Here is a 26,800-nt window from a genome sequence, read left to right on the forward strand (position 1 = left end):
ATAATATTTGTGATGAATCAGAAAATCAGAATAAAACTAAAATCATACGATCACAGCCTGGTGGATAAGTCATCAGAGAAGATTGTAAAGGCAGTGAAAGCCACTGGCGCAGTAGTAGTAGGGCCAATTCCATTGCCTACCAAGAAGGAGAAATTCACTGTGTTGAAGTCTCCACACGTAAGTAAAAAAGCCAGAGATCAATACCAACTTTGTACATACAAGAGATTGGTTGATATCTATTCCAACTCTTCCAAAACTGTGGATGCTTTGATGAAAATCGAGCTTCCAAGTGGAGTTGATGTAGAGATCAAAGTTTGATCGGACCGGATTAATATAAAAAAACCTGCTTTTCGAAGCAGGTTTTTTTTGCTCTATTTGGCTCAGGTGATGGGTTGACGGGTATAAATGCCTGAGTCACAATCGAAATATTTTGTAATTCATTTAAAATTTAGGATGTCGGATTTGTTGCAGAATTTAATTTCAGTAACTTTGCAGTCCTTTAAAAGGAGCCCCGGCAGGTAAATGCTTGTGGGTTATTATATTATCTTAATAAAAGATGTCTGGTATAATAGGTAGAAAAGTAGGAATGACTAGCATTTTCAGTGCCGATGGGCGTAACGTCGCATGCACGCTAATAGAAGCTGGTCCTTGTGTAGTGACGCAAGTAAAAAACGTTGAAACAGACGGGTACAACGCAGTGCAGTTGGCTTATGGTGAGCGTAAAGAGAAAAATACGCCAAAGCCATTGATCGGTCATTTTAAAAAGGCCGGTACAACACCAAAGCACAAAGTTGTTGAGTTCAGAGATTTCCGGGTCGAGTTTGAAGGCCAGGTGAATCTAGGAGCTACTGTGAAGGCCGGTGAAGTATTTATCGAAGGTGACTTCGTGGATGCAATCGGAACTTCAAAAGGTAAAGGATTCCAGGGTGTGGTAAAACGTCATGGTTTTGCGGGTGTGGGTGGACAAACTCACGGTCAGCACAACAGAGGCAGACACCCGGGTTCAATTGGTGCATGTTCTTGGCCATCCAGAGTATTCAAAGGAATGAGAATGGCTGGTAGAACGGGCGGAGACAGAGTAAAGGTAGTCAACCTTAAAGTGTTGAAGATCTATGCTGACAAAAACCTACTATTGGTTTCTGGATCTGTACCTGGTCCTAAAAATTCTTACGTTATTCTAGAGAAGTAAGCCATGGAATTAGCAGTAATTAATCAAAACGGAGAAGACACAGGTAGAAAAATCAGCTTGTCTGATGAGATCTTCGCAATCGTTCCCAACGATCACGCGATCTACCTTGATGTAAAGCAGTACTTGGCTAACCAAAGACAGGGAACGCACAAGTCTAAAGAAAGAAATGAGATAGCCGGTTCTACTCGTAAGATCAAAAAGCAAAAGGGCACTGGTAGTGCACGTGCGGGATCTATCAAGTCGCCGCTATTCCGAGGAGGAGGAAGAGTATTTGGCCCCCAGCCAAGAGACTATTCTTTCAAATTGAATAAAAAGGTAAAACAACTAGCCAGAAAATCTGCACTTGCTTATAAAGTGAAAGAGAACAGCCTGTCAGTATTGGAAAGCATCTCATTTGATGCTCCAAAGACTAAAAGCTACATGGCATTGCTTGACGGACTATCTCTGGGAGATAAGAAGACGTTACTTGTACTTCCTGAGGAAAATACAAACGTGTTCCTTTCCAGCAGAAACTTGCCAAAAGCAAAAGTTGTGACTGTAAATGATGTAAATACTTACCAGGTACTTAATGCTGATCACTTGGTGATCTGTGAAGGTTCAATCAGTAAGTTGGAAACCATTTTATCGAAATAAGACAATGGATATTCTAAAGCAGCCTTTAATTACAGAAAAGATTTCTGCCATGAACGAAAGAGGCGTTTATGGATTCATCGTGGAAAAAACCGCGAAGAAACCGGAAATCAAACTTGCTGTAGAAAAAACGTTTGGTGTGAAAGTGGTTTCAGTAAGAACCATCAGATATGCTGCAAAGCATAAATCAAGATACACCAAAGCTAAAGTGGTTTCAGGCTTTACCAATGCTTTCAAAAAAGCAATCGTGCAAGTAGCCGATGGTGAAGTGATTGATTTTTACGGAGAAATTTAATTGAATCTATATCATGGCAATTAAAAAGTTGAAGCCTGTAACTCCAGGGACAAGATTCAGAGTAGCTCCTGCATTTGACGAGATTACTAAGTCAAAGCCGGAAAAATCTCTTCTTGCTCCTATCAAGAAGTCAGGTGGACGAAATAATGAAGGCAAAATGACTGTCCGCAATATCGGTGGCGGTCATAAGAGAAGACTACGTCTTGTAGACTTCAAAAGAAACAAGTTCGGAGTACCTGCAGTAGTGAAAGCTATTGAGTACGATCCAAACAGAACGGCACGTCTCGCCCTACTATATTATGCAGATGGTGCTAAGGCCTACATTATCGCCCCGGAAGGTTTGTCAGTGGGACAGACAGTGATTTCCGGTGAGCAAGTTGCTCCAGAAGTGGGCAACGCGATGCCAGTGGTGAATATTCCTATGGGTACAATTGTACACTGTTTGGAATTGAAGCCGGGTAAAGGCGCCGCAATGGTAAGAAGTGCCGGAGGTTATGCACAGATCGTGGCCCGTGACGGGAAATACGTGACTGTAAAACTTCCGTCAGGTGAGATGAGACTTGTACTGAATACGTGCATGGCAACTGTTGGGACTGTTTCCAACGGGGATCACATGAACGTGGTATTGGGTAAAGCCGGCCGTAAAAGATGGCTCGGATCAAGACCTCGCGTAAGAGGTGTTGCGATGAACCCGGTAGATCACCCTATGGGTGGTGGTGAAGGTCGTTCTTCCGGAGGACACCCTAGATCTAGAAAAGGTCTATTGGCTAAAGGAAAGAAAACAAGATCTCCTAAGAAGTATTCAAACAAGTTCATCGTAAGCAAAAGATCTAAATAATTATGGCACGTTCATTAAAAAAAGGTCCTTATATCGAGCACCATCTTGTGAAGAAAGTGGATGCTCAGAACGAATCAGGCAAGAAATCGGTAATCAAGACTTGGTCAAGAAAATCAATGATTTCTCCGGATTTCGTAGGACATACCTTCGCTGTGCATAATGGAAATAAATTCATTCCGGTATTTGTAACAGACAACATGGTAGGTCATAAGCTAGGTGAATTTGCTCCTACCAGAAATTTCAGAGGCCACATTGCCAAAAAAGATAAAGGAAAGAGATAATCATGGAAGCATTAGCAAAATTAAATAATGTCCCTACCTCTCCGCGTAAGATGCGCCTTGTGGCTGACCTTGTCAGAGGCAAGAGAGTAGGATTGGCACTTAGCATTTTGAAGTTTACTCCGAATCACGGAGCTATCAGACTTGAAAAGTTGTTGCTTTCTGCTGTAGCCAACTGGCAGGCAAAGAATCCTGACGCTAAGCTAGAAGAAGCTGATCTGTTCATCAAAACCGTCATGGTGGATGAAGGAAGATCTCTTAAGAGATTGAGACCGGCTCCTCAAGGCAGAGGCCACAGAATTCGCAAAAGATCAAATCATGTAACTCTAATTGTTGATTCATTCAATGATCAGGAAGTTACCGCTGATGTAGTAGAAACAAACGAAAAGGCAAATTAAGAACAGACTATGGGACAAAAGATCAACCCAATAGGATTTAGACTTGGTGTAGTCAAAGGCTGGGATTCCAACTGGTATGGTGGGAAAGACTTCGCTGAAAAACTGCATGAAGATCAGAAAATCCGTAAGTACGTCCTTGCCAGAATTCCTAAGGGAGGTATTTCTAAAGTGATTATCGAGCGTACGCTCAAGAGAATCACTCTTACGATTCATACTGCCCGTCCAGGTGTTGTAATTGGTAAAGGTGGAGCCGAAGTAGATAAACTGAAAGAAGAATTAAAGAATATCACCAACAAGGATATTCAGATTAATATCTTCGAGATCAAGCGTCCTGAGTTAGATGCGAAATTGGTAGGTGAATCGATCGCTCAGCAGCTTCAAGCAAGAATTTCTTTTAGAAGAGCGATGAAGCAAGCTATCGCAGCATCCATGAGAGTGGGAGCGGAAGGAATCAAAGTTAAACTTTCTGGACGTCTAGGCGGAGCCGAAATGGCCCGTTCTGAAATGTACAAAGAAGGAAGAATTCCTCTTCACACATTGAGAGCAGATATTGATTACGCACTTTCAGAAGCCCTTACGGTTTATGGATTGATCGGGATCAAAGTTTGGATCTTCAAAGGTGAAGTGTACGGAAAAAGAGATCTTTCTCCTAATCAGGGAGCAGCTAATGAGCCTAAAGGTGCTCGTAATGCCGGTCCTAAGAGAAATGATGGTCCAAGACGAAGAAAAAGAAATAACTAATTTTCACCCATAAGTGAGAACTCATGTTACAGCCAAAAAGAACTAAATATAGGAAAATGCAAAAGGGCCGTGTCAAAGGCATTGCACAAAGAGGGCACACGCTTTCTTTTGGCAACTTTGGCATCAAGTCCCTTGAGCCAGGATGGATCACATCCCGTCAGATCGAGGCAGCTCGTATCGCGATGACTAGAGCAATGAAAAGAGAAGGACAGGTTTGGATCAGAATTTTTCCTGACAAGCCTATCACTAAAAAGCCCGCTGAGGTTCGTATGGGTAAAGGTAAAGGTGCTCCTGAGTATTGGGTGGCCGTTATCAAGCCCGGAACAATCCTTTTCGAAGCTACAGGCGTGAGCCTGGAGACAGCACAGGAGGCGTTAAGACTTGCACAGCAGAAGCTACCTGTAAGTACTAGATTTGTTGTTCGTAGAGATTACGCTGAATTATAAGCACTATGAAAAATACAGAGATAAATTCACTTTCAAACAGTGAAATCGCCGAGCGACTTGTCGCTGAACAGGAGAATCTAACCAAACTTAGGTTTGCGCACTCGATTTCTCCTATAGAGAATCCTAACAGAATCCGCGAGACCAAGCGCTTTATCGCAAGATTAAAGACTGCATTGGCTGCCAAATAACTAGCTAACAAAAAGAATATGGCTACGATAGAGAGAAATCTTCGAAAAGAAAGAGTTGGTAAGGTGGTAAGTAACAAGATGGATAAATCCATCACCGTAGCGGTAGAACGTCGCGTAAAGCACGCTATCTACGGTAAGTTTGTTGCCAAAACAACCAAATTTATGGCTCATGACGAGAACAACGAGTGTAACCCAGGTGACCTCGTGAAAATAAGCGAAACTCGTCCGCTGAGTAAGAACAAGCGTTGGAGAGTAGTTGAAATTATTGAAAGGGCTAAGTAATTATGATCCAGCAAGAATCAAGACTAAGCGTAGCGGACAACTCTGGTGCCAAAGAGGTATTGGTCATCCGCGTATTGGGGGGAACAAAAAAGCGATATGCTTCCATCGGCGATAAAGTCGTAGTGACAGTAAAATCGGCTCTATCTTCCAGTAGCATGAAAAAAGGTACCGTGTCAAGAGCGGTAATCGTGCGTACCCGTAAGGAAATAAGAAGAAAAGACGGTTCTTATATCCGATTCGAGGATAACGCAGCTGTGTTATTGAACAACAACGATGAGCCAAGAGGCACTCGTATCTTCGGCCCTGTGGCCAGAGAGTTGAGAGAGAAGCAGTTTATGAAAATCGTTTCATTGGCTCCTGAAGTATTGTAATCATGGTAAAGAAAATGAACAAGCAAACAAAGCTTCATATCAAAACCGGTGACACTGTAAAAGTGATCGCAGGTGATGACAAGGGCAAAACAGGAAAAGTACTTTCCGTAGATAAGCTAAAAAGTAGAGCAATCGTAGAGGGTCTTAACATGATCACCAAGCACGTGAAGCCTACGGCGGCTAAGCCTCAGGGAGGTATCGAAAAGAAAGAAGCTTCTATCCATATTAGTAACCTGAAACTTGTAGATCCTAAGACCGGTGAAGCCACCAGAACAGGTCGCAAAGAAGGCGAAAATGGTAAATTAGTAAGATACTCTAAGAAAACCGGGGAGGTGATCAATGGCTAATCCAAGAATCAAGCAAAAGTACGTGGACGAAATCGTCCCTGCTTTGAAAGAGAAATTTCAGTACTCTTCAGTAATGCAAGTGCCTAAGTTGGAGAAAATTGTCCTCAACAAAGGTATAGGTGCTGCTGTAGCAGACAAGAAATTGGTTGACCAAGGTGTAGAAGAACTTTCTTTGATCACAGGTCAGAGAGCTGTTTCGACTATTGCAAAGACTTCTGTTTCCAACTTTAAGTTGAGAGAAGGAATGCCTATCGGAGCGAAGGTGACTTTGAGAGGACAGACTATGTATGAATTCCTAGATCGTCTGATCACTATAGCACTTCCTCGTGTTAGGGATTTCAAAGGTATTTCGGATAAAGGTTTTGACGGAAGAGGCAACTACACACTTGGTGTGCAAGAGCAAATTATCTTCCCTGAAATCAGTATCGAGAAAGTCAACAGAATCTCCGGTATGGATATTACTTTCGTGACTTCTGCTAAGACAGATGAAGAAAGTTTGGAATTGTTTAAGGCTTTCGGAATGCCTTTCGTTAAAAAAACTAAAGAAGAATAGTCATGGCAAAAGAGTCAATCAAAGCTCGTGAGAGAAAAAGAGAGCGTCTGGTAGCCAAGTATGCTGATAAAAGAGCCGCGCTGAAAGCAGCCGGTGATTATGAAGCTCTTGATAAATTGCCTAAGAACGCATCTCCGGTAAGACTTCACAACAGATGTAAACTTACCGGTCGCCCTAAAGGCTACATGAGAAAGTTCGGTATCAACAGGGTAACCTTCAGAGAAATGGCCTCCGCGGGCAAAATCCCTGGAGTGACTAAGTCCAGCTGGTAAAATAACGACAGTAGTTTTTATTCTAAAAATCAATTCGTAACTTTGCACGCCCAAAATGGGTGTAGCTAGACTATAAAATACAATGACTGATCCAATAGCTGATTATCTGACAAGGTTGAGAAATGCCATCAAGGCTTCTCACCGAATCGTTGAAATACCTGCTTCTAACATCAAGAAAGAGATTACAAAAGTATTGCACGAAAAAGGATACATTCAGAATTACAAGTTTGAAGAAAACGGTCCTCAGGGATCCATCAAAATTGCTCTGAAATTCAATCCTGTTACCAAGCAAAACGCAATTGTAAGTCTGAAAAGAGTTAGTACGCCGGGTTTGAGAAAATATGTGAAACATACGGAGCTTCCAAGAGTCATCAATGGCCTTGGGATAGCGATCGTATCCACTTCTAAGGGTGTGATGACAGACAAAGAAGCCCGCACTGAAGGTGTTGGTGGAGAAGTTCTTTGCTACGTATACTAATTTACTATCATGTCTAGAATAGGTAAAAAACCAATAAATATACCCGGCGGTGTTACTGTAGACGTTACAGCTCATGGAACTGTAACTGTTAAAGGTCCAAAGGGTACACTGGTGCAGGATGTGAATCCTGATATCACAGTGAAAGTAGAAGGCAACGAAGTAGTTGTCACTAGACCTACGGATTCCAAAAGACACAAGTCTATTCACGGTCTTTACAGATCACTTATCAACAATATGGTGATAGGTGTATCGGAAGGATACAAGAAAGATTTGGAGCTTGTGGGTGTAGGTTATAAGGCGTCTAACCAAGGCCAGATTCTTGAATTGAATCTTGGTTACTCTCACAACATCTTTATGATGCTTCCGGATGAGGTTGCTATTAAAGCTGAGACTGCAAAAGGTAAAAATCCAATCATTACCTTAGAATCTATAGATAAAGAATTGATTGGACAAGTTGCCGCAAAAATCAGATCTCTGCGTAAGGTTGAACCTTACAAAGGAAAAGGTGTGCGCTTCGTTGGTGAACAAGTTAGACGTAAGGCTGGTAAAACTGCCGCTAAAAAATAATAGGTTATGGCATTTAATAAGAATTCCAGAAGACTTAGAATCAAGCAGGGTATCAGAAGAAAGATTTCCGGTACTGATTCCAGACCTCGTTTGTCAGTTTTCAAAAGCAATACTGGCATATACGCTCAGCTTATCGATGACCTTAAGGGTCAGACTGTGGCTCAGGCTTCTTCCAAAGAATTGGGAGCAAAGGCTAACACTAATGTATCAGTATCCAAGGAAGTAGGTAAAAAACTTGCTGAGAGAGCTGTTGCAAACGGAGTAGATTCCGTAGTATTTGACAGAAATGGCTACTTGTATCATGGGAATGTGAAAGCTTTGGCAGAAGGTGCCAGAGAAGGAGGCCTCAAATTTTAATAAGCTATGTCTCAATTAAGAAGAAAGCCTATCAGGGCTACAGATACAGATTTAAAAGAAAAAGTAGTAGCAATCAACCGTGTTGCCAAAGTGGTAAAAGGCGGTAGAAGATTCTCTTTTTCAGCAATAGTTGTTGTGGGTGATGGCCAAGGAGTTGTAGGTTACGGATTGGGTAAGGCCAATGAAGTAACTGATGCAATCACTAAGGGTATCGAAGACGCAAAGAAAAACTTGGTGAAAGTGCCGATTTTGAAGGGAACTATCCCTCATGAGCAGATTGGTAAATTCGGTGGTGGATTTGTTTTGATCAAACCGGCGGCAGCAGGTACAGGCGTTATCGCAGGTGGTGCAATGCGTGCAGTATTGGAGAGTGCAGGCGTTACAGACGTATTGGCCAAATCCAAAGGATCATCCAATCCCCACAACGTAGTTAAAGCTACAATTGAAGCGTTGGTTCAGCTAAGAGATGCTATTGCTGTTTCACAGCAGAGAGGCGTTAAAATGTCTAAAGTATTTAACGGATAATCATCATGGCTAAGATCAAAATCACGCAAACGAAAAGTACCATCAAAAGACCAAAAGATCAGAAGGCAACTATTACTGCACTGGGTCTAGGTCGTATCAGCAAATCAGTGATCGTAGAGAATACGCCTCAGATTGCCGGTATGGTAAATAAAGTTAATCACCTTGTAAAAGTGGAGGAAGCTTAATTATGAAACTGCATACATTAACACCAGCTGAAGGATCTACCAAAAATCGCAAGAGAATAGGTAGAGGTACAGGTTCGGGTAGAGGTGGGACTTCTACAAGAGGTCACAAAGGAGCTAAATCAAGATCTGGATATAAGTCTAAACTTGGTTTTGAAGGCGGTCAAATGCCTCTTCAGAGAAGAGTTCCTAAATTTGGCTTCAAAAGCTTGAACAGAGTTGAGTTCAAACCGGTAAATTTGGATACATTGCAAGGTCTCGCCGAGCAATACAATCTTGAAGCAGTAAACATGGAAGCTATGGTTTCTCATGGTATTGCCTCCAAGAATGACAAAATCAAAATCCTCGGTGGAGGTGAATTGAAGGCCAAATTAGACGTAACTGCCCACAAATTTTCAGCATCTGCAGTAGCAGCTATTGAGAAACTGGGTGGAACGGTAAACACAATTTAATTTAATGAAAAAGTTTATTTCGACAGTTAAGAACATTTTCTCTATCGAAGACCTTAGAGTTAGAATCATGAATACGGTCGGTTTTTTGATCATATTCAGATTGGGGTCATTCATAGTTCTTCCCGGTGTTGATCCTTCTCGTTTAGGTGATGCTCCGGAAGGAATCTTTGGATTGATCGATACTTTCCTTGGTGGAGCGTTCAGTAATGCATCTATCTTCGGTCTGGGTATTATGCCATATATATCTGCATCCATTGTGTTGCAGTTATTGACTGTCGGAGTACCATATTTTCAGAAAATGCAAAAAGAGGGTGAATCTGGAAGAAAAAGAATCAACCAGATCACTCGGGTTTTGACTATCCTGATCACAATAGCACAAGGTATAGGGTATGTTTCTGCCACCATCCTGCCTACAGGAGCAGTGATGATCAGCTCTACCCTATTTATGTTTAGTTCTTTGGTTTTACTTTCAGCAGGCACTATGTTCTGTATGTGGCTGGGAGAGAAGATCACGGAGAAAGGCATCGGTAACGGTATCTCGATGCTGATCATGATCGGTATTATATCGAGATTTCCGGGAGCGATTATCGCCGAGGGTCTTGAGAAAGGTACCTCAGGTATGTTGCTACTTCTCATTGAGGCCGCAGTATTGTTCTTCGTTGTAGTAGGGGTGATTGCCTTGACTGAAGCGACAAGAAGAATTCCGGTACAATATGCCAAGCAGGTAGTAGGAGGTAAAGTATACGGTGGTCAACGACAGTATATACCTATCAAGGTAAATGCTTCAGGTGTAATGCCGATTATCTTTGCTCAGTCTCTGATGTTTGTTCCTGCTCTTATTGCGCAGATTTGGGCTCAGGACAACGAGATAGCCAATTACATAGGAGCAACCTTTAGTAATCCTATTTCATGGCAATACAATGTGTTGTTTGCCGTGTTGATTATCCTATTCACATTCTTCTACACTGCGATCACGGTTAATCCTGAGCAGATAGCTGAAGATATGAAAAGAAACGGTGGCTTTGTTCCGGGTATCAAGCCGGGAGCACCTACTTCTGAGTTCATTGATGGGATTATTTCCAAGATTACTTTACCGGGTTCTATTCTATTATCAGTTGTGGCTATTCTTCCTGCTATAGCTGTTATTGCCGGAGTTGGTCAGGAATTCTCATATTTCTATGGTGGTACCTCACTACTTATCATGGTAGGTGTGATCATGGATACCTTGAGACAGATCGAAAGTTATTTGTTAATGAGACATTACGAGGGCATGATGAAGAGTGGTAATGTGAAGAATAACCCTTCTAATTACCAAGTTGCCTAAGATGATCAATTACAAGACTTCTGAGGAAGTTAAGTTAATAAAAGAAAGTGCCGATATACTAGCCAAAGCCCATGGGGAAGTGGCAAAATATATCAAGGAAGGGGTAAAGACCTCTTTTCTGGACAAAATTGCTGAGGAGTTTATCAGGGATCACGATGGAGTTCCTTCATTCAAGGGCTACAATGGATTTCCTGCTTCACTGTGTATTTCTGTAAATGAAGTAGTAGTACATGGTTTTCCCAGTGAGTATGAATTGAAAGATGGCGATATAATCTCAGTAGATTGTGGAGTCTTTCACCAAGGTTTTCATAGCGATTCCGCTTATACGTACCCTATTGGTGAGGTCTCTCCTGCTGTAAAAGCATTATTAAAAGCCACCAAAGATTCACTTTACATTGGAATTGAGCAGGCTGTCTTTGGGAAAAGAATAGGTGATGTAGGTAATGCCATCCAGAAGTTCGTAGAAGCCAAAGGCTACACAGTAGTCAGAGAGCTTGTCGGACATGGATTGGGTAAGAATCTACATGAAGCGCCTGAAGTTCCCAATTACGGAAAGAAGGGAAGCGGGCCTTTACTGAAGGATGGAATGGTGATCGCTATTGAGCCCATGATCAACCTTGGGACACGGAATATTGTCCAGGAGCGGGATGGGTGGACTATACGTACAGCGGATAGAAAGCCTTCTGCACATTATGAGCATACAGTAGCGATATTTGAAGACAGAACAGAGGTACTAACCTCTCATAAATACATAGAAGAGAATTTTAAATTCTAATATGGCCAAGCAAACATCAATAGAGCAAGACGGTACCATCAAGGAAGCATTGTCTAATGCGATGTTCAAAGTGGAACTGGAGAATGGGCATCAGCTGATCGCCCATATATCCGGTAAGATGAGGATGAATTACATAAAGATCCTTCCTGGTGATCGAGTTAAATTGGAACTGTCTCCCTATGATTTAAGTAAAGGCAGAATTGTATATCGATATAAATAAGACTGAGATGAAAGTAAAAACATCCATCAAAAAGAGAAGTGCTGACTGCAAACTTATCCGTAGAAAAGGGGTATTGTATGTCATCAATAAGAAGAATCCTAAGTTTAAACAAAGACAAGGTTAAATTATGGCTAGAATTGCAGGTGTAGACATACCAGACAATAAGCGTGGCGTAATCGGACTTACCTATATCTTCGGAATAGGAAGATCTGCTGCCAAAGCTATCCTGACCAAGGCCGGTATCTCTTTCGATAAAAAAGCAGGTGAGTGGGATGACGATGAGTCAACCTCTATCCGTAACATTATTGCTGAAGAGTTCAGAACCGAAGGTGTATTAAAGTCAGAGATCCAATTGAACATCAAGCGACTACAAGATATCGGTTGCTATAGAGGTTTGAGACACAGAAAAGGACTTCCGGTTCGTGGTCAACATACCAAGAACAACGCCAGAACAAGGAAGGGTAAGAGAAAAACAGTTGCTAACAAGAAAAAAGCAACTAAATAAAACCTGATTTAGATTATGGCTCAGAAAAGAAACGATAAAGCAAAAGGTAAAAAAAGAGTAGTAAAGGTTGAGGCTGTAGGCCAAGCTCACATCAGAGCGTCCTTCAACAACATCATTATCTCTCTTACCAACAATGCAGGTCAAGTAATATCTTGGGCTTCTGCCGGTAAAATGGGTTTCAGAGGTTCTAAGAAAAATACTCCTTACGCAGCACAGATGGCCGCACAGAACTGTGGACAGGTAGCATATGACTTAGGTTTGAGAAAAATCGAAGTGTTTGTAAAAGGTCCGGGATCTGGTCGTGAATCAGCGATCAGAACATTGCAAAATGTAGGATTGGACGTGACTACGATCATCGATGTGACTCCAATGCCACACAATGGCTGTCGTCCTCCTAAGCGTAGAAGAGTTTAATCATAAAATTGTAATACAATGGCTAGATATACAGGTCCTAAATCAAAGATTGCCAGAAAATTTGGCGAAGCTATTGAGGGACATAGCAAAGCACTTGCAAAGAAAAACTATCCTCCGGGCATGCACGGAAGAGGTAGAAGAAAAAAGCAGTCTGAATACGCAATCCAGCTTGCTGAGAAGCAAAAAGCAAAATACATCTACGGAGTATTGGAGAGACAATTCGCAAAGATGTTTGATATTGCTTCCAGAAAAAATGGAATCACCGGAGAAAACCTTCTTCAGCTTCTAGAAGCAAGATTGGATAATACGGTATATAGATTGGGAATTTCCCCTACCAGAAGAGGTGCTAGACAACTAGTTTCTCACAAGCATGTGCTTGTAAACGGTGAGGTGGTTAACATTCCTTCGTTTACTCTTAAGCCGGGTGATGTAGTTTCTGTCAGAGAAAGATCTAAATCTCTAGAAGCGATCACCAATAGCTTAGCAGGTAGAGGTGCTAATAAATTTTCCTGGTTAGAGTGGGATGGCGCTTCATTGACCGGCAAATTCGTCAGTGTTCCAGGCAGAGATGATATTCCTGAGAATATCAAGGAGCAACTCATTGTCGAACTATACTCTAAGTAATATTTTACTATTTTCAGCTTTTAAAAAAGAACGAGATATATGTCCATACTAGCATTTCAAATGCCCGAGAAAGTGGTGATGGAAAAAGCCGATGATTTTCATGGCCTATTCACTTTCAAACCACTCGAAAAAGGCTATGGAGTTACAATCGGTAACGCCCTGAGAAGAATTTTGCTTTCTTCCTTGGAAGGTTATGCCATCACTGCGATCAAGATTCCCGGTGTAGTGCATGAGTTTTCGACCATCGAAGGTGTAGTTGAAGACGTTACAGATATTATTTTGAACCTTAAGCAGGTGAGATTCAAGAAGGTGCATGACGCATTTGACGGAAAGATCACTGTAGAGATTAAAAATCAGTCTGTATTCACTGCAGGGGACATTGCTAAGTTCACTTCTTCTTTCGAAATCTTGAACCCAGAGTTGATAATCTGTCATATTGATGAGACCAAGAGCTTTGAGATCGAATTGACGATGGAAAAGGGAAGAGGGTATCTACCAGCTGAAGAATCCAAACCAAAAGAACAGATATTCGGTACTATCGCAATTGATGCTGTTTTCACTCCTATTAAGAATGTGAAATACAGTGTTGAAAATACGCGTGTAGAACAGAAAACTGACTTCGAAAAGTTGATCATGGAAGTTTCTACTGACGGCTCTATCCATCCGGAAAAAGCACTTCAGGAATCTGCCAAAATCCTAATCCAACACTTTATGTTGTTCTCTGACCAGACTATGGTTTTGGATTCGACTGGAGTAGCAGAGCCGGAACCAATTGACGAAGAATTCTTGCATATGAGAAAGCTTCTTAAGACTTCCTTGGCTGATCTTGACCTTTCGGTTAGAGCATTCAACTGTCTTAAAGCTGCTGATGTGAAGTCTTTGGGTGATCTAGCCAAACTTGAGATTTCTGATATGATGAAATTCAGAAACTTTGGCAAGAAGTCCCTAGCTGAGCTTGAGCAACTTATCCAAGAAAAAAGCCTGACCTTCGGGATGGATATTTCTAAGTATAAACTTGATGAAGAATAACTAATAATGAGACACGGTAAGAAATTTAACCACCTTGGAAGGAAGGCCGCTCATAGAAAAGCAATGCTTTCTAATATGGCAACTTCGCTGATTCTTCACAAGCGTATCTCAACCACGCTTGCCAAGGCAAAAGAATTGAAGAAGTACCTGGAGCCACTAGTGACAAGAGCTAAAGAAGATACTACGCACAATAGACGTATGGCTTTCGCTTATTTGAAAAATAAGGAAGCTATCATCGAACTTTTCGGTGAAGTAATCTCTAAAGTAGCTACTCGTCCGGGTGGATATACCAGAATTATAAAAACTGGATTCAGATTAGGTGATAACGCTGAAATGTGTATCATCGAATTGGTAGACTTCAACGAATTGATGTTGAAAGATGCTCAGCCTGCTAAGAAAACTACCAGAAGATCCCGTAGAGGTTCAGGTAAAGCGGCTGGTTCTGAAGATGCTGCAAAAGCAGAAATCGCTCAAGAAGAAGCTCCGGCTGAAGCTACTGAGGAGCCTAAGGCACCTGAAGCTTCTGCTGATTCAGCTGAAGAAGAAACTGATAACAAATAAGTTGATCAGTGACTTCACCATATTGAAAGGATTGGACATTTGTTCAATCCTTTTTTTATACCCTTTTCATTTATCTTCCTTCCCAATAAATATTTAACTTTGGGCAATTATTTAGCAAAATGATCAAACAAAAAGCAACTTTACTCTTGGCTGACGGGACTGTCTTTAATGGCTCCCTGATTGGTAATCCCGGTACAAATGGTGGTGAGATTTGCTTCAACACCGGTATGACCGGCTATCAGGAAATCTACACAGACCCATCTTACACCGGACAGATTATCGTAACTACCACCTCCCACATTGGTAATTATGGTGTGATTGACGAGGAGGTAGAATCCGATCACCCTACCATAGGCGGTATAGTAGTCAATACCTTTTCAGATGTCTATTCCCGTCTCGATGCATCGGGTTCTCTGCAAGATTATCTTGTGAAGAACGGTATCACCGGAATTGCGGATATAGATACGAGAAAACTCGTAAGACATCTCCGCTCAAAAGGTGCTATGAATGCAATCATCAGCTCTGAGTTCGAAGATAATTTGGATGGGCTGCAAGCCGAACTGGACAAAGTTCCTGATATGGATGGCTTGGAGCTTTCCTCTACAGTCTGCACCCAAGAGCCATATTTTTATGGTGATGAAAGTGCTTCCATTAAAGTTGCCTGCGTGGATTTTGGTATCAAAAAGAACATCCTTAGAAACTTGGCAGATCGTGGAGTTTATTGCAAAGTATTTCCTGCCAAGGCTACACTAGCTGAAATGGAAGAGTGGGCTCCTAACGCTTATTTTCTTTCTAACGGCCCGGGAGATCCTGCTGTAATGGAATATGCAGTGAATACTACCAAAGATATCCTGGGGACCGGTAAGCCTGTATTTGGCATTTGCCTTGGGCATCAGATTTTGGCAGAATCTTGCGGAATATCCACCTATAAAATGCACCATGGACACAGAGGTTTGAATCACCCGATCAAAAACCTCCTGACAGGCAAAAGCGAAATTACCTCCCAGAATCATGGATTCAATATAAATCGCGAGGATACAGAACAAAACGCTGAGGTTGAAATCACCCATGTTCACCTGAACGATGGTACTGTTGCGGGAATCCGACTCAAAAACAAGCCGGCATTTTCAGTTCAATACCATCCGGAATCTTCTCCGGGACCTCACGATTCCCGCTACCTGTTTGACGATTTTATTTCTTTAATCAATAAAAATTAATACCCTTAAACCTTTTAAAACTATGACGTTGATTCAATCAATTCATGCAAGACAAATCCTCGATTCTAGAGGAAACCCAACAATTGAAGTAGATGTTTACACTGAAAATGGAGCTTTTGGACGTGCAGCAGTACCTAGCGGTGCTTCTACAGGCATCAATGAAGCAGTAGAGCTTCGTGACGGAGATAAAGGAGCATACATGGGCAAAGGAGTAATGAAAGCTGTCGCAAATGTGAACGACATCATTGCTTCTGAGCTGGTCGGCTTTGATGTATTTGAGCAAAACTCCATTGATCAGATTATGATTGATCTGGATGGTACACCGAATAAAGGTAACCTTGGGGCTAATGCTATCCTTGGGGTTTCATTGGCAGTAGCCAAAGCTGCAGCAATGGAGTCAAATCAGCCGCTTTACAGATATATCGGTGGAGTGAATGCCAATACACTTCCTGTACCAATGATGAATATCATCAACGGTGGCTCTCACTCTGATGCACCTATCGCATTCCAAGAGTTTATGATCCGCCCTGTGGGCGCTCCTACTTTCTCAGAAGCAATGAGAATGGGAACGGAGATTTTCCATAACCTTAAGAAAATCCTTCATGACAAAGGTCTTAGTACTGCAGTAGGGGATGAAGGTGGATTTGCTCCTAACTTCTCCGGAGGTACGGAAGAAGCTCTTGGAAGTATTTTGGATGCTATCGCAAAAGCGGGCTACAAAGCGGGTGATGACGTGACTATCGCATTGGACTGCGCAGCATCTGAATTCTTCAAAGATGGTGTTTATAACTACAAGAAATTTGAGGGAGATACAGGAGTAGCTAGAAGCAGAGAAGAGCAAGTGGCTTACTTGGCTGAACTTACTGAGAAATATCCGATCGATTCAATCGAGGATGGATGTGCTGAAGAAGATTGGGAAGGTTGGGCTATGTTGACTGCCAAAATCGGTGATAAAATCCAGTTGGTAGGAGATGATCTTTTTGTGACTAACGTGAAATTCCTTAAGAGAGGAATCGAAGAAAAATCGGCAAATTCCATCTTGATTAAAGTAAACCAAATCGGAACTTTGACAGAAACAATCAACGCTGTTAACCTTGCGCACAAAGCAGGCTTCACGGCTGTGATGTCTCACAGATCCGGTGAAACTGAAGATTCTACAATTGCTGATCTTGCAGTTGCGCTGAACTGTGGACAGATCAAAACCGGTTCTGCGTCTAGATCTGATCGTATGGCTAAATACAATCAATTGCTTAGAATTGAGGAGCAATTGGGAGATTCTGCTGTATTTAACGGTAAGTTTTAACAATAGCTGGTAGCTAGTTATAATTAAAGGAACAGCTCGCTTCGGCGAGCTGTCTTTTTTTTGCATCATTTTTGTACCTTGAACCTCCATTACAATCATGTCATATGAGAAAATACCTTAAGTACACCAAGAATTTTTACTTCCTCGGGATTGTCTTTTTTCTTGCGTGGATGATTTTTATTGATTCTAACAATGTGGTTAATCAGGTAAAGTTGAGCAGTAAGCTTGGCCAGCTCGAAGATCAAAAAGAATTTTATCTGGATCGGAAAGAGAAAATCCAAGCCGAACGTGAGGAATTAATGAGCAATCCTGAACTCTTGGAGAAGTTTGCACGTGAAAAGTACTTAATGAAGAAAAATACCGAAGACCTCTATGTCATTGTCAAAAAGTAAATATCTCCTCTTATTTTTCCTTGCATTTGCATTGTTTCAAACGTCTTCCTTTGCCCAGCGGGAGATTTATCCCGAAGATTCTATAGTATTCAAAGATCGTTTGTACTATGGGGGCAATTTCGGAATGCAGTTTGGAACGATCACATTGATAGACTTTTCTCCATTAGTAGGGGTAATGATTACTCCGAAGTTTTCCTCGGGAGTAGGGATCACTTATCAATATTTTAATGACAAAAGATTTCCCGGTGGCCAGACTTCCTCTTATGGAGGACGCTTGTTCAGTAGATACAATGTGTTTCCCAATATTTTCCTCCATGCTGAATATGAGTCTATCAATTTCGATAATTTTAATAGACGCACGGACCAGTTTGAGCGCATCTGGTCAAATGCCTTGTTTTTAGGCGGAGGCTATTTCGCTCCATTTGGATCTAGGGGAGGTGCGAACTTTACTTTCCTTTATAATGTATTGCATGACAATCTTCGTTCGCCCTACGGTGAACCATACGTGATCCGTGTGGGTTTTGTGCTATAAATACATCTAACGCGTTTTTCATGGAGTCTTTTGTTTCGAAACTATACAAAGCACATCAGGATTGCTCAGCATGCCCGTCCCCGAAAGCAATTCAGCAGTTTTTCGAAGATGTACTTGGGTTGCTTTTTCCGGAATACACTGTCGAGAGAATAAATGATAAAGCTCAAATAGAGGCTTCACTCGCTCATTTGAAGGCTAATCTATCTTCTATTTTGGAACGTAATCCACATTTGCATAGTGGATTGGGGTCAAAGTTGGCAGATGCTTTTTTCTTAGAACTTGAGCAAGTGTTTGATTGGATACATCAGGATGTCGATGCGATGTTTGCCGGAGATCCGGCGGCCAAATCGAGAACAGAAATTCTTAGAAGTTATCCCGGTTTTTACGCCATAGCGGCTTATAGAATTGCACACTCACTGCACGGATTGGGTGTTAAGCTGATTCCAAGGATGATTACTGAATTTGCGCACAGTCGCACGGGGATCGATATTCATCCCGGAGCTACCATAGGCCAGTATTTCTGCATAGATCACGGTACAGGCGTTGTGATAGGGGAAACCACCATAATCGGAAGCCATGTCAAAATCTATCAGGGAGTCACTCTGGGGGCATTAAGTGTGGACAAAGCAGATGCGGATAATAAGAGACACCCGACGATTGAAGATGAAGTGGTGATCTACTCCGGAGCGACAATTCTCGGAGGAAGCACAATTATCGGAAAAGGCAGTGTGATCGGAGGAAATGTGTGGCTTACCAAAAGTGTAGCACCAAGGAGTAAAGTCTATTACCAAACTCAAATGTACCATGCGGATTCTGCAGTGACCGATATGTACATTTTCAAAAACGATCACGATGAGGCTATTTGAACTGATAGGAAATACCCCTTTAGTACAGTTAGAACATATTCCCGTAAATCCTAAGGTCAAGATTTTTTGCAAACTTGAAGGCCAGAATCCCGGTGGAAGTGTGAAGGATAGGGCAGCCTACAATATGCTGAGAAGTGCCATGGATCGTGGAGAAATCAAATCAGGAGATAAACTGGTGGAAGCTACGAGCGGTAATACAGGAATCGCTTTGGCTATGGTTGCCAAAATTCTTGGCTTGGAGATGACTTTGATTATGCCTGATAATTCTACCAAGGAACGGGTGATTTCCATGGAAGCATATGGGGCAAAAGTTATTTTGACTCCTGCCGCCAAGACTATAGAGTATTCCAGAACACTTGCCGAGCAAATGAGCAGGGAGGGGTATTTGATGCTTGATCAGTTTGCAAATCCGGACAATTATCTGGCGCATTATAAGACTACCGGGCCTGAAATCTGGGAAGATACAGATGGCAAAATCACCCACTTCGTCTCGGCTATGGGGACTACGGGAACCATTATGGGTGTTTCCAACTATTTGAAAGAAAGAAATCCAGCTATTCAGATTGTAGGAACCCAGCCTACCGACGGATCAAGTATTCCCGGAATCAGAAGATGGTCCCCGGAATTTCTACCGAAGATATTTGACCCCGGCAGAGTAGATCAAATCATTGATGTAAGTGAGGTGCAGGCGACTGAAATGACGCGCAGAATGGCTAGAGAAGAAGGCATACTGGCGGGAATGAGCAGTGGCGGAGCACTTCATGCTGCTATAGAACTTTCCAAGACGTTAAGTGAGGGCTTAATTGTTTGCATTACATGTGACCGTGGAGACCGATATCTTAGTTCTGATCTTTTTGGTTAAGCTCAATGCTAAGGCCACTTCGGCCTGCCTACCGGCAAAGTCAGGTCACCCGTCTTCGGCCAGCCTCGCCGTGGCGGGTCTTCCATCCATTCAACTAAGAGAGAAATGACTACTGGCATCATTGCTGATTACCTTATTAATTTATACAGCTATTCTTAGGGATGTATTTCCCCGATTTAGGCATAAATGCAATACTTTTTGAGCGGATGTGATTTATGATCAGAAAGAGAAGGAACTTATTATCTCCATATAGCGCATTCTGAGAGTGTTTTTTTTGATGGGAATAAGTTTTCTAATCATTACTTGTGCTTCGGCAACCCGTTTGCATTACTAGGAGTGAACCCGGATTTCGGGTTGTCATTTTGAACTTGCAAACCAACAATATCATGGACTCAATTAATGAAAACCAAGAAGAGCATACAAGAGAAGATCTTGTCGGAGCTGCGGCAATAGAGAAAATCCGAGAGTTGATCGACAAATCCGGTTCTTGTTTTTTTGTGACTTCTACCAGCCTAAACAATTCTCATAAATCCCGCCCCATGTCTGTTCAGAAAACTGACAAAGCTGGGAACATCTGGTTTCTTAGTGCAAAGGACAGCATGAAAAATTTGGAAATCTCCACAGATACAGATGTGACACTGTATTTTCAAGGGTCATCCCACTCTGATTTCTTGGAGCTCAGTGGTCATGCTTTAATTACTTATGACAGAGCAAAAATTGAAGAGCTGTGGGATCCGACAGTGAAGGCGTGGTTTACCGAAGGGAAAAATGACCCAAGAATATCAGTAATACAATTCATTCCTGACAGTGGATATTATTGGGACAATAAGCATGGAAATACTGTGGCCGGGATCAAGGTTTTGCTCAGCGCTATATCCGGAAAAACAATGGATGATTCCATTGAAGGGACTTTAAATGTGTAGTTGGGGCGCTTTAAAGTTCATAATGTGATCCGGGAGACCGGATCACATTTTTTTTATTCTTTTGTATTAAGAAACTGAGGATACTGGCATCCGATACCGGACGCGGATCACCAATAGAAATAGGGCTTAACTACTAAATCCTGAAGAATATCTTTTTCCTATATAAGAAATAGCATACATACCACATTGCTCCTAGGGTTAGAAACGCAGTAATTACGGCTGTGACAGGCTCTTCTATGCCAATTGCATCGAATATTCCCCCGCTGAAAATCCCGATAAATCCATACAGCCAGCGATGACCTAAAATCTCAGCAAATAGATAAATGAAAATGGAATTCATACCCACAATCACAAAAGGAGTGACCCATGAATTTTTCTTTTTCACATCCACCAACCAATAAAAAAATGCCAAGGCCAGAATAGCCCAGCCACTGGAAACCAAAGAGAATGAGGTAGTCGCGACACGTTTAATAATAGGTGTGATCTCCAAAAAGTCTAAACCGTATCCGATGAGTAATCCCGCCAGCGCAGCGATCAGTAGTGTTTTTAGTTTGTGTTTCTCTGAAGTCATGGAAAGCAATAAATTTCCGCAGATGGCCCCCCAGATGGTATGTGCTGCTGTAGGAATACAATTGATGGCTACCCAGCCGCCATCATTAATTTTACCCATCAAAATCATATCGGCATAGTTTCCGAAGTTGGTTCCATGCTCGTAAGGAGACTCGGGATTATAAAGTCTGTAGAGGATTTCGGTTAAAGCCAGCAGGCTTATTGAAACGCCCAATTGAACTTTCCAAGATCTGTCCAGCAGGAAGTAGGTGACCAAAATGGTGAAGGACAATTGGGTCAAAACATTCCATAGCTCAAATACCAACTCTCCCGCATATACACAATGAAGACCGGTGCCAAATAGGAAAAGCAATAGACATCTCTTCAGTATATGCTGTGTCACTTTTCCTTTATCACCTGCTTTCGCCATTCTTTTATTTAATGAAAATGGCATAGCAACGCCTACGATAAACATAAAAAAAGGCTGGATCAAATCCCAAAATCTAAGCCCATGCCAGGGATGATGGGTGAACTGGGTGAAAAACGTATGAAAAAAAGATCCTTCTGAAGTCGCTTCAAGTAAGGAGTCATAAACTAATGCAGCTTCTGCTACTAACAAAAACATGGTCAATCCACGATATACATCCAAGGAAATCAATCGCTTGCGATCAGAAAGATTAAGGTCGGTCATAGGGTAAGGTTAAAATAGCTTTAGTGATAGGTTCCAGAGATTTATTGGCATCTATAGTTTCCACCTGTTCTGTGTCAGTGCTTGAAAAGTGTGCTACATTAGTGTCTAATCTTTCGCTGATTTCTTCAATAGTAGATTTCTTAATTAAGAGGTGATTACTAGGTGAACTGCATAAAAACTAGCGGTGTTGATCGACCAAGATCATGTTTCCATCCGGGTCTTGTATCAAAAAACTTGCAGGTCCGGAGCTACTTTCATCCACTTCATTTATGATTTCTATGTTATTGGATTTGAGATGATTTTGGATTTCCCTCACATCCCGAAACTCTTTGATTTCCTGTGCATTTTCATCCCAACCCGGATTAAATGTTAGCATATTACCTTCAAACATTCCCTCAAACAAGCCGACTAACGCATTGCCATTTTTCATGATCAGGTAATTAGCCTTTATGTCTCCGGCGAAATCAGAAAACCCAAGAGTTTCATAGAATTCTTGGGATGCAGCTAGATCTTTTACACTGAGGCTAATTGAGAATGCTCCCAAACCGGTATCTGTGATCGTTGGGTTTTCCTGTGTGCTTATCGGTCTTTTTTCAACTAAGGAATTGAAAAAGAATCCTAGACCAAAAGACGCAGAAATTGTAGCTGAGAAAAGAATTGACCGATTCATGACTGGGATGTTCAGATTAGTTGAGAAGTTTTAAGATACTTACCATTGTGCCCAAGTGTAATGCTTCGTGGTAATTATTGAATGAAATCGCATCGGCGGCACTAGCTAGGTGAAATCCCTTGGAAGTTGTGTATTCGTTATAGTTTTGAAATTTTCCGGATTCGAAATCAGCGATTGTCTGATCGATAGGAGAAATCAACAGATCTTTGAATAACTCCACTGTTTCCTGAGGCTCGTCCGATTCCGGCTTGGTTCCCGGTTTATATTTCTGATATAGCTCATCACTAATATGCATAGGGAGACCTGATAAGCCATACACCAGTCGCTGCTGAGCTACGATCACATGGCCTATATTCCAGATCAAGTTATTGTTGAATCCTTCAGGGATCTTATTTAGCTTTTCTAGGGAATTGTGTTGAAGGAATTTGTGGTAAATAGATCGGTTGTTTTTCCAGATGTGGAAGTTAGTGTTCATGGTTGATTTTGGGAGTTAGTTTACTCGTTATCTGATTCGTAACGGTCGAGTCTGTTTTTGGCAGCAGCGAGTTGGCTTTTCAACTCATCTACTTTATTTAGCAAGTTTAATATCACATCAATCCCTTCAGGGTTGACTTCGAGATCCTGATGAATTCGGATCATCTTCTCCAAATCGGCCACTTTCTCCTCGGGGATGAATCGGGTCTGTTCCACGGTATGAATTTCGATCAAGCCCAAGCTATACAGGGAATCCACAAATGATACTTCGATTTCATAATGTGTACAGAGCGTCTCTATAAGTATTAAGTTTTGCTGTGCCATTTTATCGTAGTTTTTGGAGTTCTTCAAATAGCTTTTTCTCTTCTGCAGTCAGCTTTGTCGGGTTTTTGATGGAATAGGTGAGGATCAAATCACCAAATTCACCTTCTTTTTTATAGACGGGAAATCCTTTTCCTTTCAGGCGAACCTTAGTCCCTGTTTGAGTTTCCGAGGGGACTTTCAGTTTCACTTTTCCATCAAAAGTATCTGCCACGATCTCTCCGCCAAGCATAGCCGTATAAAGATCTACTTCTAACGTAGCATATAAATTATCTCCCTCTCGGGCGAATTTTGTGTCATTTTTGATCATAAACTTAATGTACAAATCCCCGCTCGGGCCACCGTTGATCCCGGGAGCTCCTTTTCCTTTGATCTTGATAGTCTGCCCATCAGCAATACCTGCAGCGATTGTCAGACGGATATTTTCCCCATTGACTGTAAGAACCTGTTTGCGGGTTTGATATGCATCATGAATCGTAAGCTGCAGTTCGGCATGGAAGTCTTGACCTTTGAACTTGGTGCTGCGGCCCCCCTGTCTAAAACCTCCGGATGTTCCCCCAAACATGGATTCGAAGAAATCCGAATAATCTGCTTCAGTATAAGCTCCTTCGCCAAATCCCCCGCCCGGATTTCCCTGACTACGCTGTTGCCTTCCGCTACTTGCACCCGCCTGTTCAAATTGATCTGCATGCTTCCAATCCTGGCCATACTTATCGTATTTTTTACGTTTTTCAGGATCGCTCAGTACTTCATTAGCCTCGTTTACTTCTTTGAATTTGAGTTCAGCTTCCTTATCATCGGGATTCACATCCGGATGATACTTTCGCGCTTGCTTCCTATAAGCTTTTTTGATATCCGCCTCAGTGGCATTTTTGGCTATGCCTAAAATGCTATAATAATCTATAAATGCCATAGTTCTAACTGGGATTTTACTTAGGATTAGAAAAATGTAAGCAGAAAGCCAAACATGACTTTCTCCCAATCAATATACTGAGAATGACGCTAAAATAGAGAATATGATTATCCGCAATGATGCCAGTAGCTATATTTTCTTTGTTTTACTGGTTGGAAGACCGAAGACGGGTGACCGAAGTGGCCTTGATGCTAGTGTTTCCCGAATCCTATGATGCTTTTGCTGCTTTACTGACAGAAAAGCGGCTATACATAATAGAAAATCAGCCGGTTATTCCTGCATGTTTTCATTGACCAATAAAATACCTTTTAGGCTCAGTATAATTACGTTTTCTTCGGATTGTCGTATAGTCAGGGATTGAATCTGAATACGTATTTTGACATTCTTATCAGTTTTGGAAACGACCATTTCATCCTCTTCCACAACGTGATATCCATCTTCATATCTGGTGAGGAGGTCGTTCAAATAGTGGAAAATATTTATTTCCATCTGCTGATCTTCCCATTTCAGTATCAAATTGGATTGAATATCTTGGTCAGTATCCAGCCTGTACCTTTTTTCATCGGATATTTCTGCAGAATGATCCCATTCACTAAGATCTATGAGGCTCAAGTAATCATATTCTGATATGTCCAGCTGGAACTTATCATTTGCTACGAGACTTAGGGTTTTTGGTCCCCCGTTTTTTATCACCCTTTGGTAAGGGGGGACATAAGACAATCCCATAGTTTCTATGAGAAATTTGCTTGGTGCGACGGTTCTCATCCTGAACTTGCCCTTATTGAATTCCCTTACGAGACTATCCATGTCCTGCTCAAACCATGAATAAAGATTCTTCATACCATGGTAATCTTCTAAGTATTCAAGTATAGAGTTTACTTCAAATAGTTTTTCAGTTGGAAGTGAGTTGGTGTTCAATTCCTTAATAGGCTTTGGTTTTTCGTCATTTCCGATTTCCCATTGCACTTCATTTTGGATTTTATTCTGAACCAAGATGTTGTGCTCTGTCAAAATTTTCGCCAGACGATTTCTTTGCATCAACTCACTAAGACCAAACATCCCCCACGGACCAAAAGAGGAGAAGAGCATAACCAGCGCTAGAGAAAGAGGAATGAGTTTGATGTTTCGCTTGCCCAGTGAATAGTATATTGAAATAAGGCCCAGCCAAATCCCCATCAAGGTGATGATGTATCGGTTTACGGTAAGGCCATAATCTTGGATTCGAATGCCGATAGCTAAGAAAAGTAGAATGATCAAGGGAATGAGAAATACATAATATCCCCGATGAAACTTCTTGATCCAACCGCTTTCTTTCCATTGATGATAGGGATAGAGTAGCAGATTGGTGAAGATCCCCAGTACCGAAATAGCTATAATCATATAACTCACTATTCCCTTCGGCCAGTCTCCTGTAAAAATGATTTTCGCTCCATAGAAATACAGGATACAGAGGTAGACAAGCAGGAGGGGGATCAGGATAAACTGTGTGAAAATCTTTAGCGCTTTAGGATAATCCTCCAGAGATAGCTCACTGTCAAAAATCTTTGGAATACCGGCTAAGAAAAACCAGGTATTGAATATGGCATAAGTAACGACAAATAGCTGGGCATAGGTTTCTTCTTTAATGTTAACTTCGAAAAGGGCATTTACTGCCAGTAAGGCAAGGCTTATTCCTATAAAAATCACCGATGAATAGTAGATTCCTGTCACTAACCGGATGAACAAATTCTTGTTGTAGTTCCAAAAACCTTCCTGATTATCGCTCCCAATATAGGGAAGGAAGGAGACCATCAAGTGAATGGCCAAATTGTAAATAGTGTATCGTATATATGGGACTCGGGTATTGGTAAACGTGTCTTCTGAAGGAAAACTCATGTAGATTAATCCTAAAAAAACAAGCCCAATACTCCATGAAATACTACGCTGGAGTAGGGTGAAATTCTTTTTTTCTGCAAATACGTCGATACAGAAATACAATGGAATTCCAAGACCAAAAGTCAGCAATAAGTTAATATGCCTCAGGTCTTGTTCAGCGTTTAATTCGATCATCCAACAGCCTAAGCCTGCAGCCAGAAAGCCAAAAAATAAACTTAAAGGGAAGCGCAATGCAGCATTTGTTCCATCTTGCTGTAGCTGGGTGATCGACGGGAATTTCATATGTTTATAATTTTTCTGTCACTTCATTTTTATATTTTTAGGTAAGGGTAAGAAAACGCTAAGAAGTTAAATTTTCATATTCATGCTCG

43 protein-coding genes are annotated in these 26,800 nt (G+C 41.6%); 37 read left to right on the forward strand and 6 right to left on the reverse strand.

The features are described from left to right. Positions 1 to 12 precede the first annotated feature (12 nt). From rpsJ to J2X69_RS23030, 37 genes are all read left to right on the forward strand, one after another. Positions 13 to 318 (forward strand): 30S ribosomal protein S10, encoded by a 306-nt coding sequence (gene rpsJ / locus J2X69_RS22850; RefSeq protein ID WP_008203035.1) that lies wholly within the window; start codon positions 13 to 15, stop codon positions 316 to 318. Positions 319 to 556: 238 nt separating this feature from the next. Then, positions 557 to 1,189, forward strand: a complete 633-nt coding sequence (gene rplC / locus J2X69_RS22855) for a 50S ribosomal protein L3 (RefSeq protein WP_310108575.1) — start codon at positions 557 to 559, stop codon at positions 1,187 to 1,189. 3 nt (positions 1,190 to 1,192) lie between these two features. Next, a complete protein-coding gene (rplD, locus tag J2X69_RS22860) occupies positions 1,193 to 1,822 on the forward strand; it encodes a 50S ribosomal protein L4 (protein ID WP_310108578.1) in 630 nt (209 codons plus the stop codon). 4 nt (positions 1,823 to 1,826) lie between these two features. Beyond that, positions 1,827 to 2,114, forward strand: a complete 288-nt coding sequence (rplW, locus tag J2X69_RS22865; RefSeq protein ID WP_310108581.1) for a 50S ribosomal protein L23 — start codon at positions 1,827 to 1,829, stop codon at positions 2,112 to 2,114. Positions 2,115 to 2,127: 13 nt separating this feature from the next. Further along, positions 2,128 to 2,952, forward strand: coding sequence for a 50S ribosomal protein L2 (gene rplB, locus J2X69_RS22870; RefSeq protein WP_310108584.1), 825 nt, complete (start codon positions 2,128 to 2,130; stop codon positions 2,950 to 2,952). Positions 2,953 to 2,954: 2 nt separating this feature from the next. After that, positions 2,955 to 3,233, forward strand: coding sequence for a 30S ribosomal protein S19 (rpsS, locus tag J2X69_RS22875; RefSeq protein ID WP_057939455.1), 279 nt, complete (start codon positions 2,955 to 2,957; stop codon positions 3,231 to 3,233). A 2-nt stretch (positions 3,234 to 3,235) separates the two neighbouring features. Next, entirely contained in the window at positions 3,236 to 3,628 is a 393-nt protein-coding gene (gene rplV, locus J2X69_RS22880) for a 50S ribosomal protein L22 (RefSeq protein WP_192346942.1), read from the forward strand. A 9-nt stretch (positions 3,629 to 3,637) separates the two neighbouring features. After that, positions 3,638 to 4,369: a 30S ribosomal protein S3 gene (gene rpsC, locus J2X69_RS22885; RefSeq protein WP_057939453.1), complete on the forward strand. Its 732-nt coding sequence runs from the start codon at positions 3,638 to 3,640 to the stop codon at positions 4,367 to 4,369. 23 nt (positions 4,370 to 4,392) lie between these two features. Next, positions 4,393 to 4,815 carry a 50S ribosomal protein L16 gene (rplP, locus tag J2X69_RS22890; protein ID WP_086500277.1) on the forward strand — a complete coding sequence of 141 codons (423 nt, stop codon included), beginning with the start codon at positions 4,393 to 4,395 and terminating at the stop codon, positions 4,813 to 4,815. A gap of 5 nt (positions 4,816 to 4,820) precedes the next feature. Then, on the forward strand, positions 4,821 to 5,003 hold the full coding sequence (gene rpmC / locus J2X69_RS22895; RefSeq protein ID WP_086500279.1) for a 50S ribosomal protein L29: 183 nt from the start codon (positions 4,821 to 4,823) through the stop codon (positions 5,001 to 5,003). Between the two features lie 18 nt (positions 5,004 to 5,021). After that, entirely contained in the window at positions 5,022 to 5,285 is a 264-nt protein-coding gene (gene rpsQ, locus J2X69_RS22900) for a 30S ribosomal protein S17 (RefSeq protein WP_057939450.1), read from the forward strand. 2 nt (positions 5,286 to 5,287) lie between these two features. After that, entirely contained in the window at positions 5,288 to 5,656 is a 369-nt protein-coding gene (gene rplN / locus J2X69_RS22905) for a 50S ribosomal protein L14 (RefSeq protein ID WP_086500285.1), read from the forward strand. Between the two features lie 2 nt (positions 5,657 to 5,658). Then, the gene (gene rplX, locus J2X69_RS22910; protein WP_192346938.1) at positions 5,659 to 6,003 is read left to right on the forward strand and encodes a 50S ribosomal protein L24; all 345 of its coding nucleotides are present in this window, start codon (positions 5,659 to 5,661) and stop codon (positions 6,001 to 6,003) included. Beyond that, complete coding sequence (gene rplE, locus J2X69_RS22915; protein WP_086539684.1) at positions 5,996 to 6,556, forward strand: 50S ribosomal protein L5; 561 nt, start codon at positions 5,996 to 5,998, stop codon at positions 6,554 to 6,556. The genes rplX and rplE overlap by 8 nt, the downstream gene beginning before the upstream one ends. 2 nt (positions 6,557 to 6,558) lie before the next feature. Then, a complete protein-coding gene (gene rpsN / locus J2X69_RS22920; protein ID WP_086539683.1) occupies positions 6,559 to 6,828 on the forward strand; it encodes a 30S ribosomal protein S14 in 270 nt (89 codons plus the stop codon). An 82-nt stretch (positions 6,829 to 6,910) separates the two neighbouring features. Then, positions 6,911 to 7,306 carry a 30S ribosomal protein S8 gene (gene rpsH / locus J2X69_RS22925; RefSeq protein WP_092894627.1) on the forward strand — a complete coding sequence of 132 codons (396 nt, stop codon included), beginning with the start codon at positions 6,911 to 6,913 and terminating at the stop codon, positions 7,304 to 7,306. Positions 7,307 to 7,315: 9 nt separating this feature from the next. Beyond that, on the forward strand, positions 7,316 to 7,873 hold the full coding sequence (gene rplF / locus J2X69_RS22930) for a 50S ribosomal protein L6 (RefSeq protein WP_310108605.1): 558 nt from the start codon (positions 7,316 to 7,318) through the stop codon (positions 7,871 to 7,873). A 6-nt stretch (positions 7,874 to 7,879) separates the two neighbouring features. Then, positions 7,880 to 8,230, forward strand: coding sequence for a 50S ribosomal protein L18 (gene rplR / locus J2X69_RS22935; RefSeq protein WP_310108608.1), 351 nt, complete (start codon positions 7,880 to 7,882; stop codon positions 8,228 to 8,230). 6 nt (positions 8,231 to 8,236) lie between these two features. Next, positions 8,237 to 8,755 (forward strand): 30S ribosomal protein S5, encoded by a 519-nt coding sequence (rpsE, locus tag J2X69_RS22940; protein ID WP_310108611.1) that lies wholly within the window; start codon positions 8,237 to 8,239, stop codon positions 8,753 to 8,755. Positions 8,756 to 8,760: 5 nt separating this feature from the next. Next, positions 8,761 to 8,940, forward strand: coding sequence for a 50S ribosomal protein L30 (rpmD, locus tag J2X69_RS22945; RefSeq protein ID WP_310108615.1), 180 nt, complete (start codon positions 8,761 to 8,763; stop codon positions 8,938 to 8,940). A 2-nt stretch (positions 8,941 to 8,942) separates the two neighbouring features. Further along, positions 8,943 to 9,389: a 50S ribosomal protein L15 gene (gene rplO / locus J2X69_RS22950; RefSeq protein WP_310108620.1), complete on the forward strand. Its 447-nt coding sequence runs from the start codon at positions 8,943 to 8,945 to the stop codon at positions 9,387 to 9,389. Positions 9,390 to 9,393: 4 nt separating this feature from the next. Then, on the forward strand, positions 9,394 to 10,713 hold the full coding sequence (secY, locus tag J2X69_RS22955; RefSeq protein ID WP_310108623.1) for a preprotein translocase subunit SecY: 1,320 nt from the start codon (positions 9,394 to 9,396) through the stop codon (positions 10,711 to 10,713). Between the two features lies 1 nt (position 10,714). Then, positions 10,715 to 11,488, forward strand: a complete 774-nt coding sequence (gene map, locus J2X69_RS22960) for a type I methionyl aminopeptidase (protein WP_310108627.1) — start codon at positions 10,715 to 10,717, stop codon at positions 11,486 to 11,488. A 1-nt stretch (position 11,489) separates the two neighbouring features. Beyond that, complete coding sequence (gene infA / locus J2X69_RS22965) at positions 11,490 to 11,708, forward strand: translation initiation factor IF-1 (RefSeq protein WP_057939437.1); 219 nt, start codon at positions 11,490 to 11,492, stop codon at positions 11,706 to 11,708. 7 nt (positions 11,709 to 11,715) lie between these two features. Then, complete coding sequence (gene rpmJ / locus J2X69_RS22970; protein ID WP_082632371.1) at positions 11,716 to 11,832, forward strand: 50S ribosomal protein L36; 117 nt, start codon at positions 11,716 to 11,718, stop codon at positions 11,830 to 11,832. A 3-nt stretch (positions 11,833 to 11,835) separates the two neighbouring features. Next, the gene (rpsM, locus tag J2X69_RS22975; protein ID WP_092894620.1) at positions 11,836 to 12,213 is read left to right on the forward strand and encodes a 30S ribosomal protein S13; all 378 of its coding nucleotides are present in this window, start codon (positions 11,836 to 11,838) and stop codon (positions 12,211 to 12,213) included. Positions 12,214 to 12,228: 15 nt separating this feature from the next. Beyond that, positions 12,229 to 12,627, forward strand: a complete 399-nt coding sequence (gene rpsK / locus J2X69_RS22980) for a 30S ribosomal protein S11 (RefSeq protein ID WP_057939435.1) — start codon at positions 12,229 to 12,231, stop codon at positions 12,625 to 12,627. Between the two features lie 18 nt (positions 12,628 to 12,645). Beyond that, positions 12,646 to 13,251, forward strand: a complete 606-nt coding sequence (gene rpsD / locus J2X69_RS22985; RefSeq protein ID WP_310108639.1) for a 30S ribosomal protein S4 — start codon at positions 12,646 to 12,648, stop codon at positions 13,249 to 13,251. A gap of 39 nt (positions 13,252 to 13,290) precedes the next feature. Continuing rightward, complete coding sequence (locus tag J2X69_RS22990; protein WP_310108642.1) at positions 13,291 to 14,280, forward strand: DNA-directed RNA polymerase subunit alpha; 990 nt, start codon at positions 13,291 to 13,293, stop codon at positions 14,278 to 14,280. 6 nt (positions 14,281 to 14,286) lie between these two features. After that, a complete protein-coding gene (gene rplQ, locus J2X69_RS22995) occupies positions 14,287 to 14,841 on the forward strand; it encodes a 50S ribosomal protein L17 (RefSeq protein ID WP_310108645.1) in 555 nt (184 codons plus the stop codon). Between the two features lie 119 nt (positions 14,842 to 14,960). Further along, positions 14,961 to 16,058, forward strand: a complete 1,098-nt coding sequence (gene carA, locus J2X69_RS23000) for a glutamine-hydrolyzing carbamoyl-phosphate synthase small subunit (RefSeq protein WP_310108648.1) — start codon at positions 14,961 to 14,963, stop codon at positions 16,056 to 16,058. A 22-nt stretch (positions 16,059 to 16,080) separates the two neighbouring features. After that, positions 16,081 to 17,361 carry a phosphopyruvate hydratase gene (eno, locus tag J2X69_RS23005; RefSeq protein WP_310108651.1) on the forward strand — a complete coding sequence of 427 codons (1,281 nt, stop codon included), beginning with the start codon at positions 16,081 to 16,083 and terminating at the stop codon, positions 17,359 to 17,361. Positions 17,362 to 17,465: 104 nt separating this feature from the next. Beyond that, positions 17,466 to 17,753, forward strand: coding sequence for a septum formation initiator family protein (locus J2X69_RS23010; RefSeq protein ID WP_310108653.1), 288 nt, complete (start codon positions 17,466 to 17,468; stop codon positions 17,751 to 17,753). Further along, complete coding sequence (locus J2X69_RS23015) at positions 17,734 to 18,285, forward strand: hypothetical protein (protein ID WP_310108656.1); 552 nt, start codon at positions 17,734 to 17,736, stop codon at positions 18,283 to 18,285. The genes J2X69_RS23010 and J2X69_RS23015 overlap by 20 nt, the downstream gene beginning before the upstream one ends. A 20-nt stretch (positions 18,286 to 18,305) precedes the next feature. Continuing rightward, positions 18,306 to 19,151 carry a serine acetyltransferase gene (locus J2X69_RS23020; RefSeq protein WP_310108659.1) on the forward strand — a complete coding sequence of 282 codons (846 nt, stop codon included), beginning with the start codon at positions 18,306 to 18,308 and terminating at the stop codon, positions 19,149 to 19,151. Continuing rightward, complete coding sequence (gene cysM, locus J2X69_RS23025; RefSeq protein ID WP_310108663.1) at positions 19,138 to 20,013, forward strand: cysteine synthase CysM; 876 nt, start codon at positions 19,138 to 19,140, stop codon at positions 20,011 to 20,013. Before J2X69_RS23020 ends, cysM begins: the two co-directional genes overlap by 14 nt. A 386-nt stretch (positions 20,014 to 20,399) precedes the next feature. Then, a complete protein-coding gene (locus J2X69_RS23030) occupies positions 20,400 to 20,936 on the forward strand; it encodes a pyridoxamine 5'-phosphate oxidase family protein (RefSeq protein ID WP_310108666.1) in 537 nt (178 codons plus the stop codon). A 133-nt stretch (positions 20,937 to 21,069) separates the two neighbouring features. Here J2X69_RS23030 and J2X69_RS23035 read toward each other — a convergent pair whose 3' ends face one another. From J2X69_RS23035 to J2X69_RS23060, 6 genes are all read right to left on the reverse strand, one after another. Beyond that, positions 21,070 to 22,176, reverse strand: coding sequence for a DUF5009 domain-containing protein (locus J2X69_RS23035; protein WP_310108669.1), 1,107 nt, complete (start codon positions 22,174 to 22,176; stop codon positions 21,070 to 21,072). Between the two features lie 178 nt (positions 22,177 to 22,354). Beyond that, positions 22,355 to 22,846, reverse strand: coding sequence for a VOC family protein (locus J2X69_RS23040; protein ID WP_310108671.1), 492 nt, complete (start codon positions 22,844 to 22,846; stop codon positions 22,355 to 22,357). A 16-nt stretch (positions 22,847 to 22,862) separates the two neighbouring features. Further along, positions 22,863 to 23,321, reverse strand: a complete 459-nt coding sequence (locus J2X69_RS23045) for a DinB family protein (RefSeq protein ID WP_310108674.1) — start codon at positions 23,319 to 23,321, stop codon at positions 22,863 to 22,865. A 20-nt stretch (positions 23,322 to 23,341) separates the two neighbouring features. Beyond that, on the reverse strand, positions 23,342 to 23,644 hold the full coding sequence (locus J2X69_RS23050; RefSeq protein ID WP_310108676.1) for a chaperone modulator CbpM: 303 nt from the start codon (positions 23,642 to 23,644) through the stop codon (positions 23,342 to 23,344). A gap of 1 nt (position 23,645) precedes the next feature. Next, complete coding sequence (locus J2X69_RS23055; RefSeq protein ID WP_310108680.1) at positions 23,646 to 24,554, reverse strand: J domain-containing protein; 909 nt, start codon at positions 24,552 to 24,554, stop codon at positions 23,646 to 23,648. Positions 24,555 to 24,824: 270 nt separating this feature from the next. Further along, positions 24,825 to 26,711 (reverse strand): DUF4153 domain-containing protein, encoded by a 1,887-nt coding sequence (locus tag J2X69_RS23060; protein WP_310108683.1) that lies wholly within the window; start codon positions 26,709 to 26,711, stop codon positions 24,825 to 24,827. Positions 26,712 to 26,800: the final 89 nt, after the last annotated feature.

The organism is Algoriphagus sp. 4150, assembly GCF_031457395.1.
GTDB lineage: Bacteria > Bacteroidota > Bacteroidia > Cytophagales > Cyclobacteriaceae > Algoriphagus.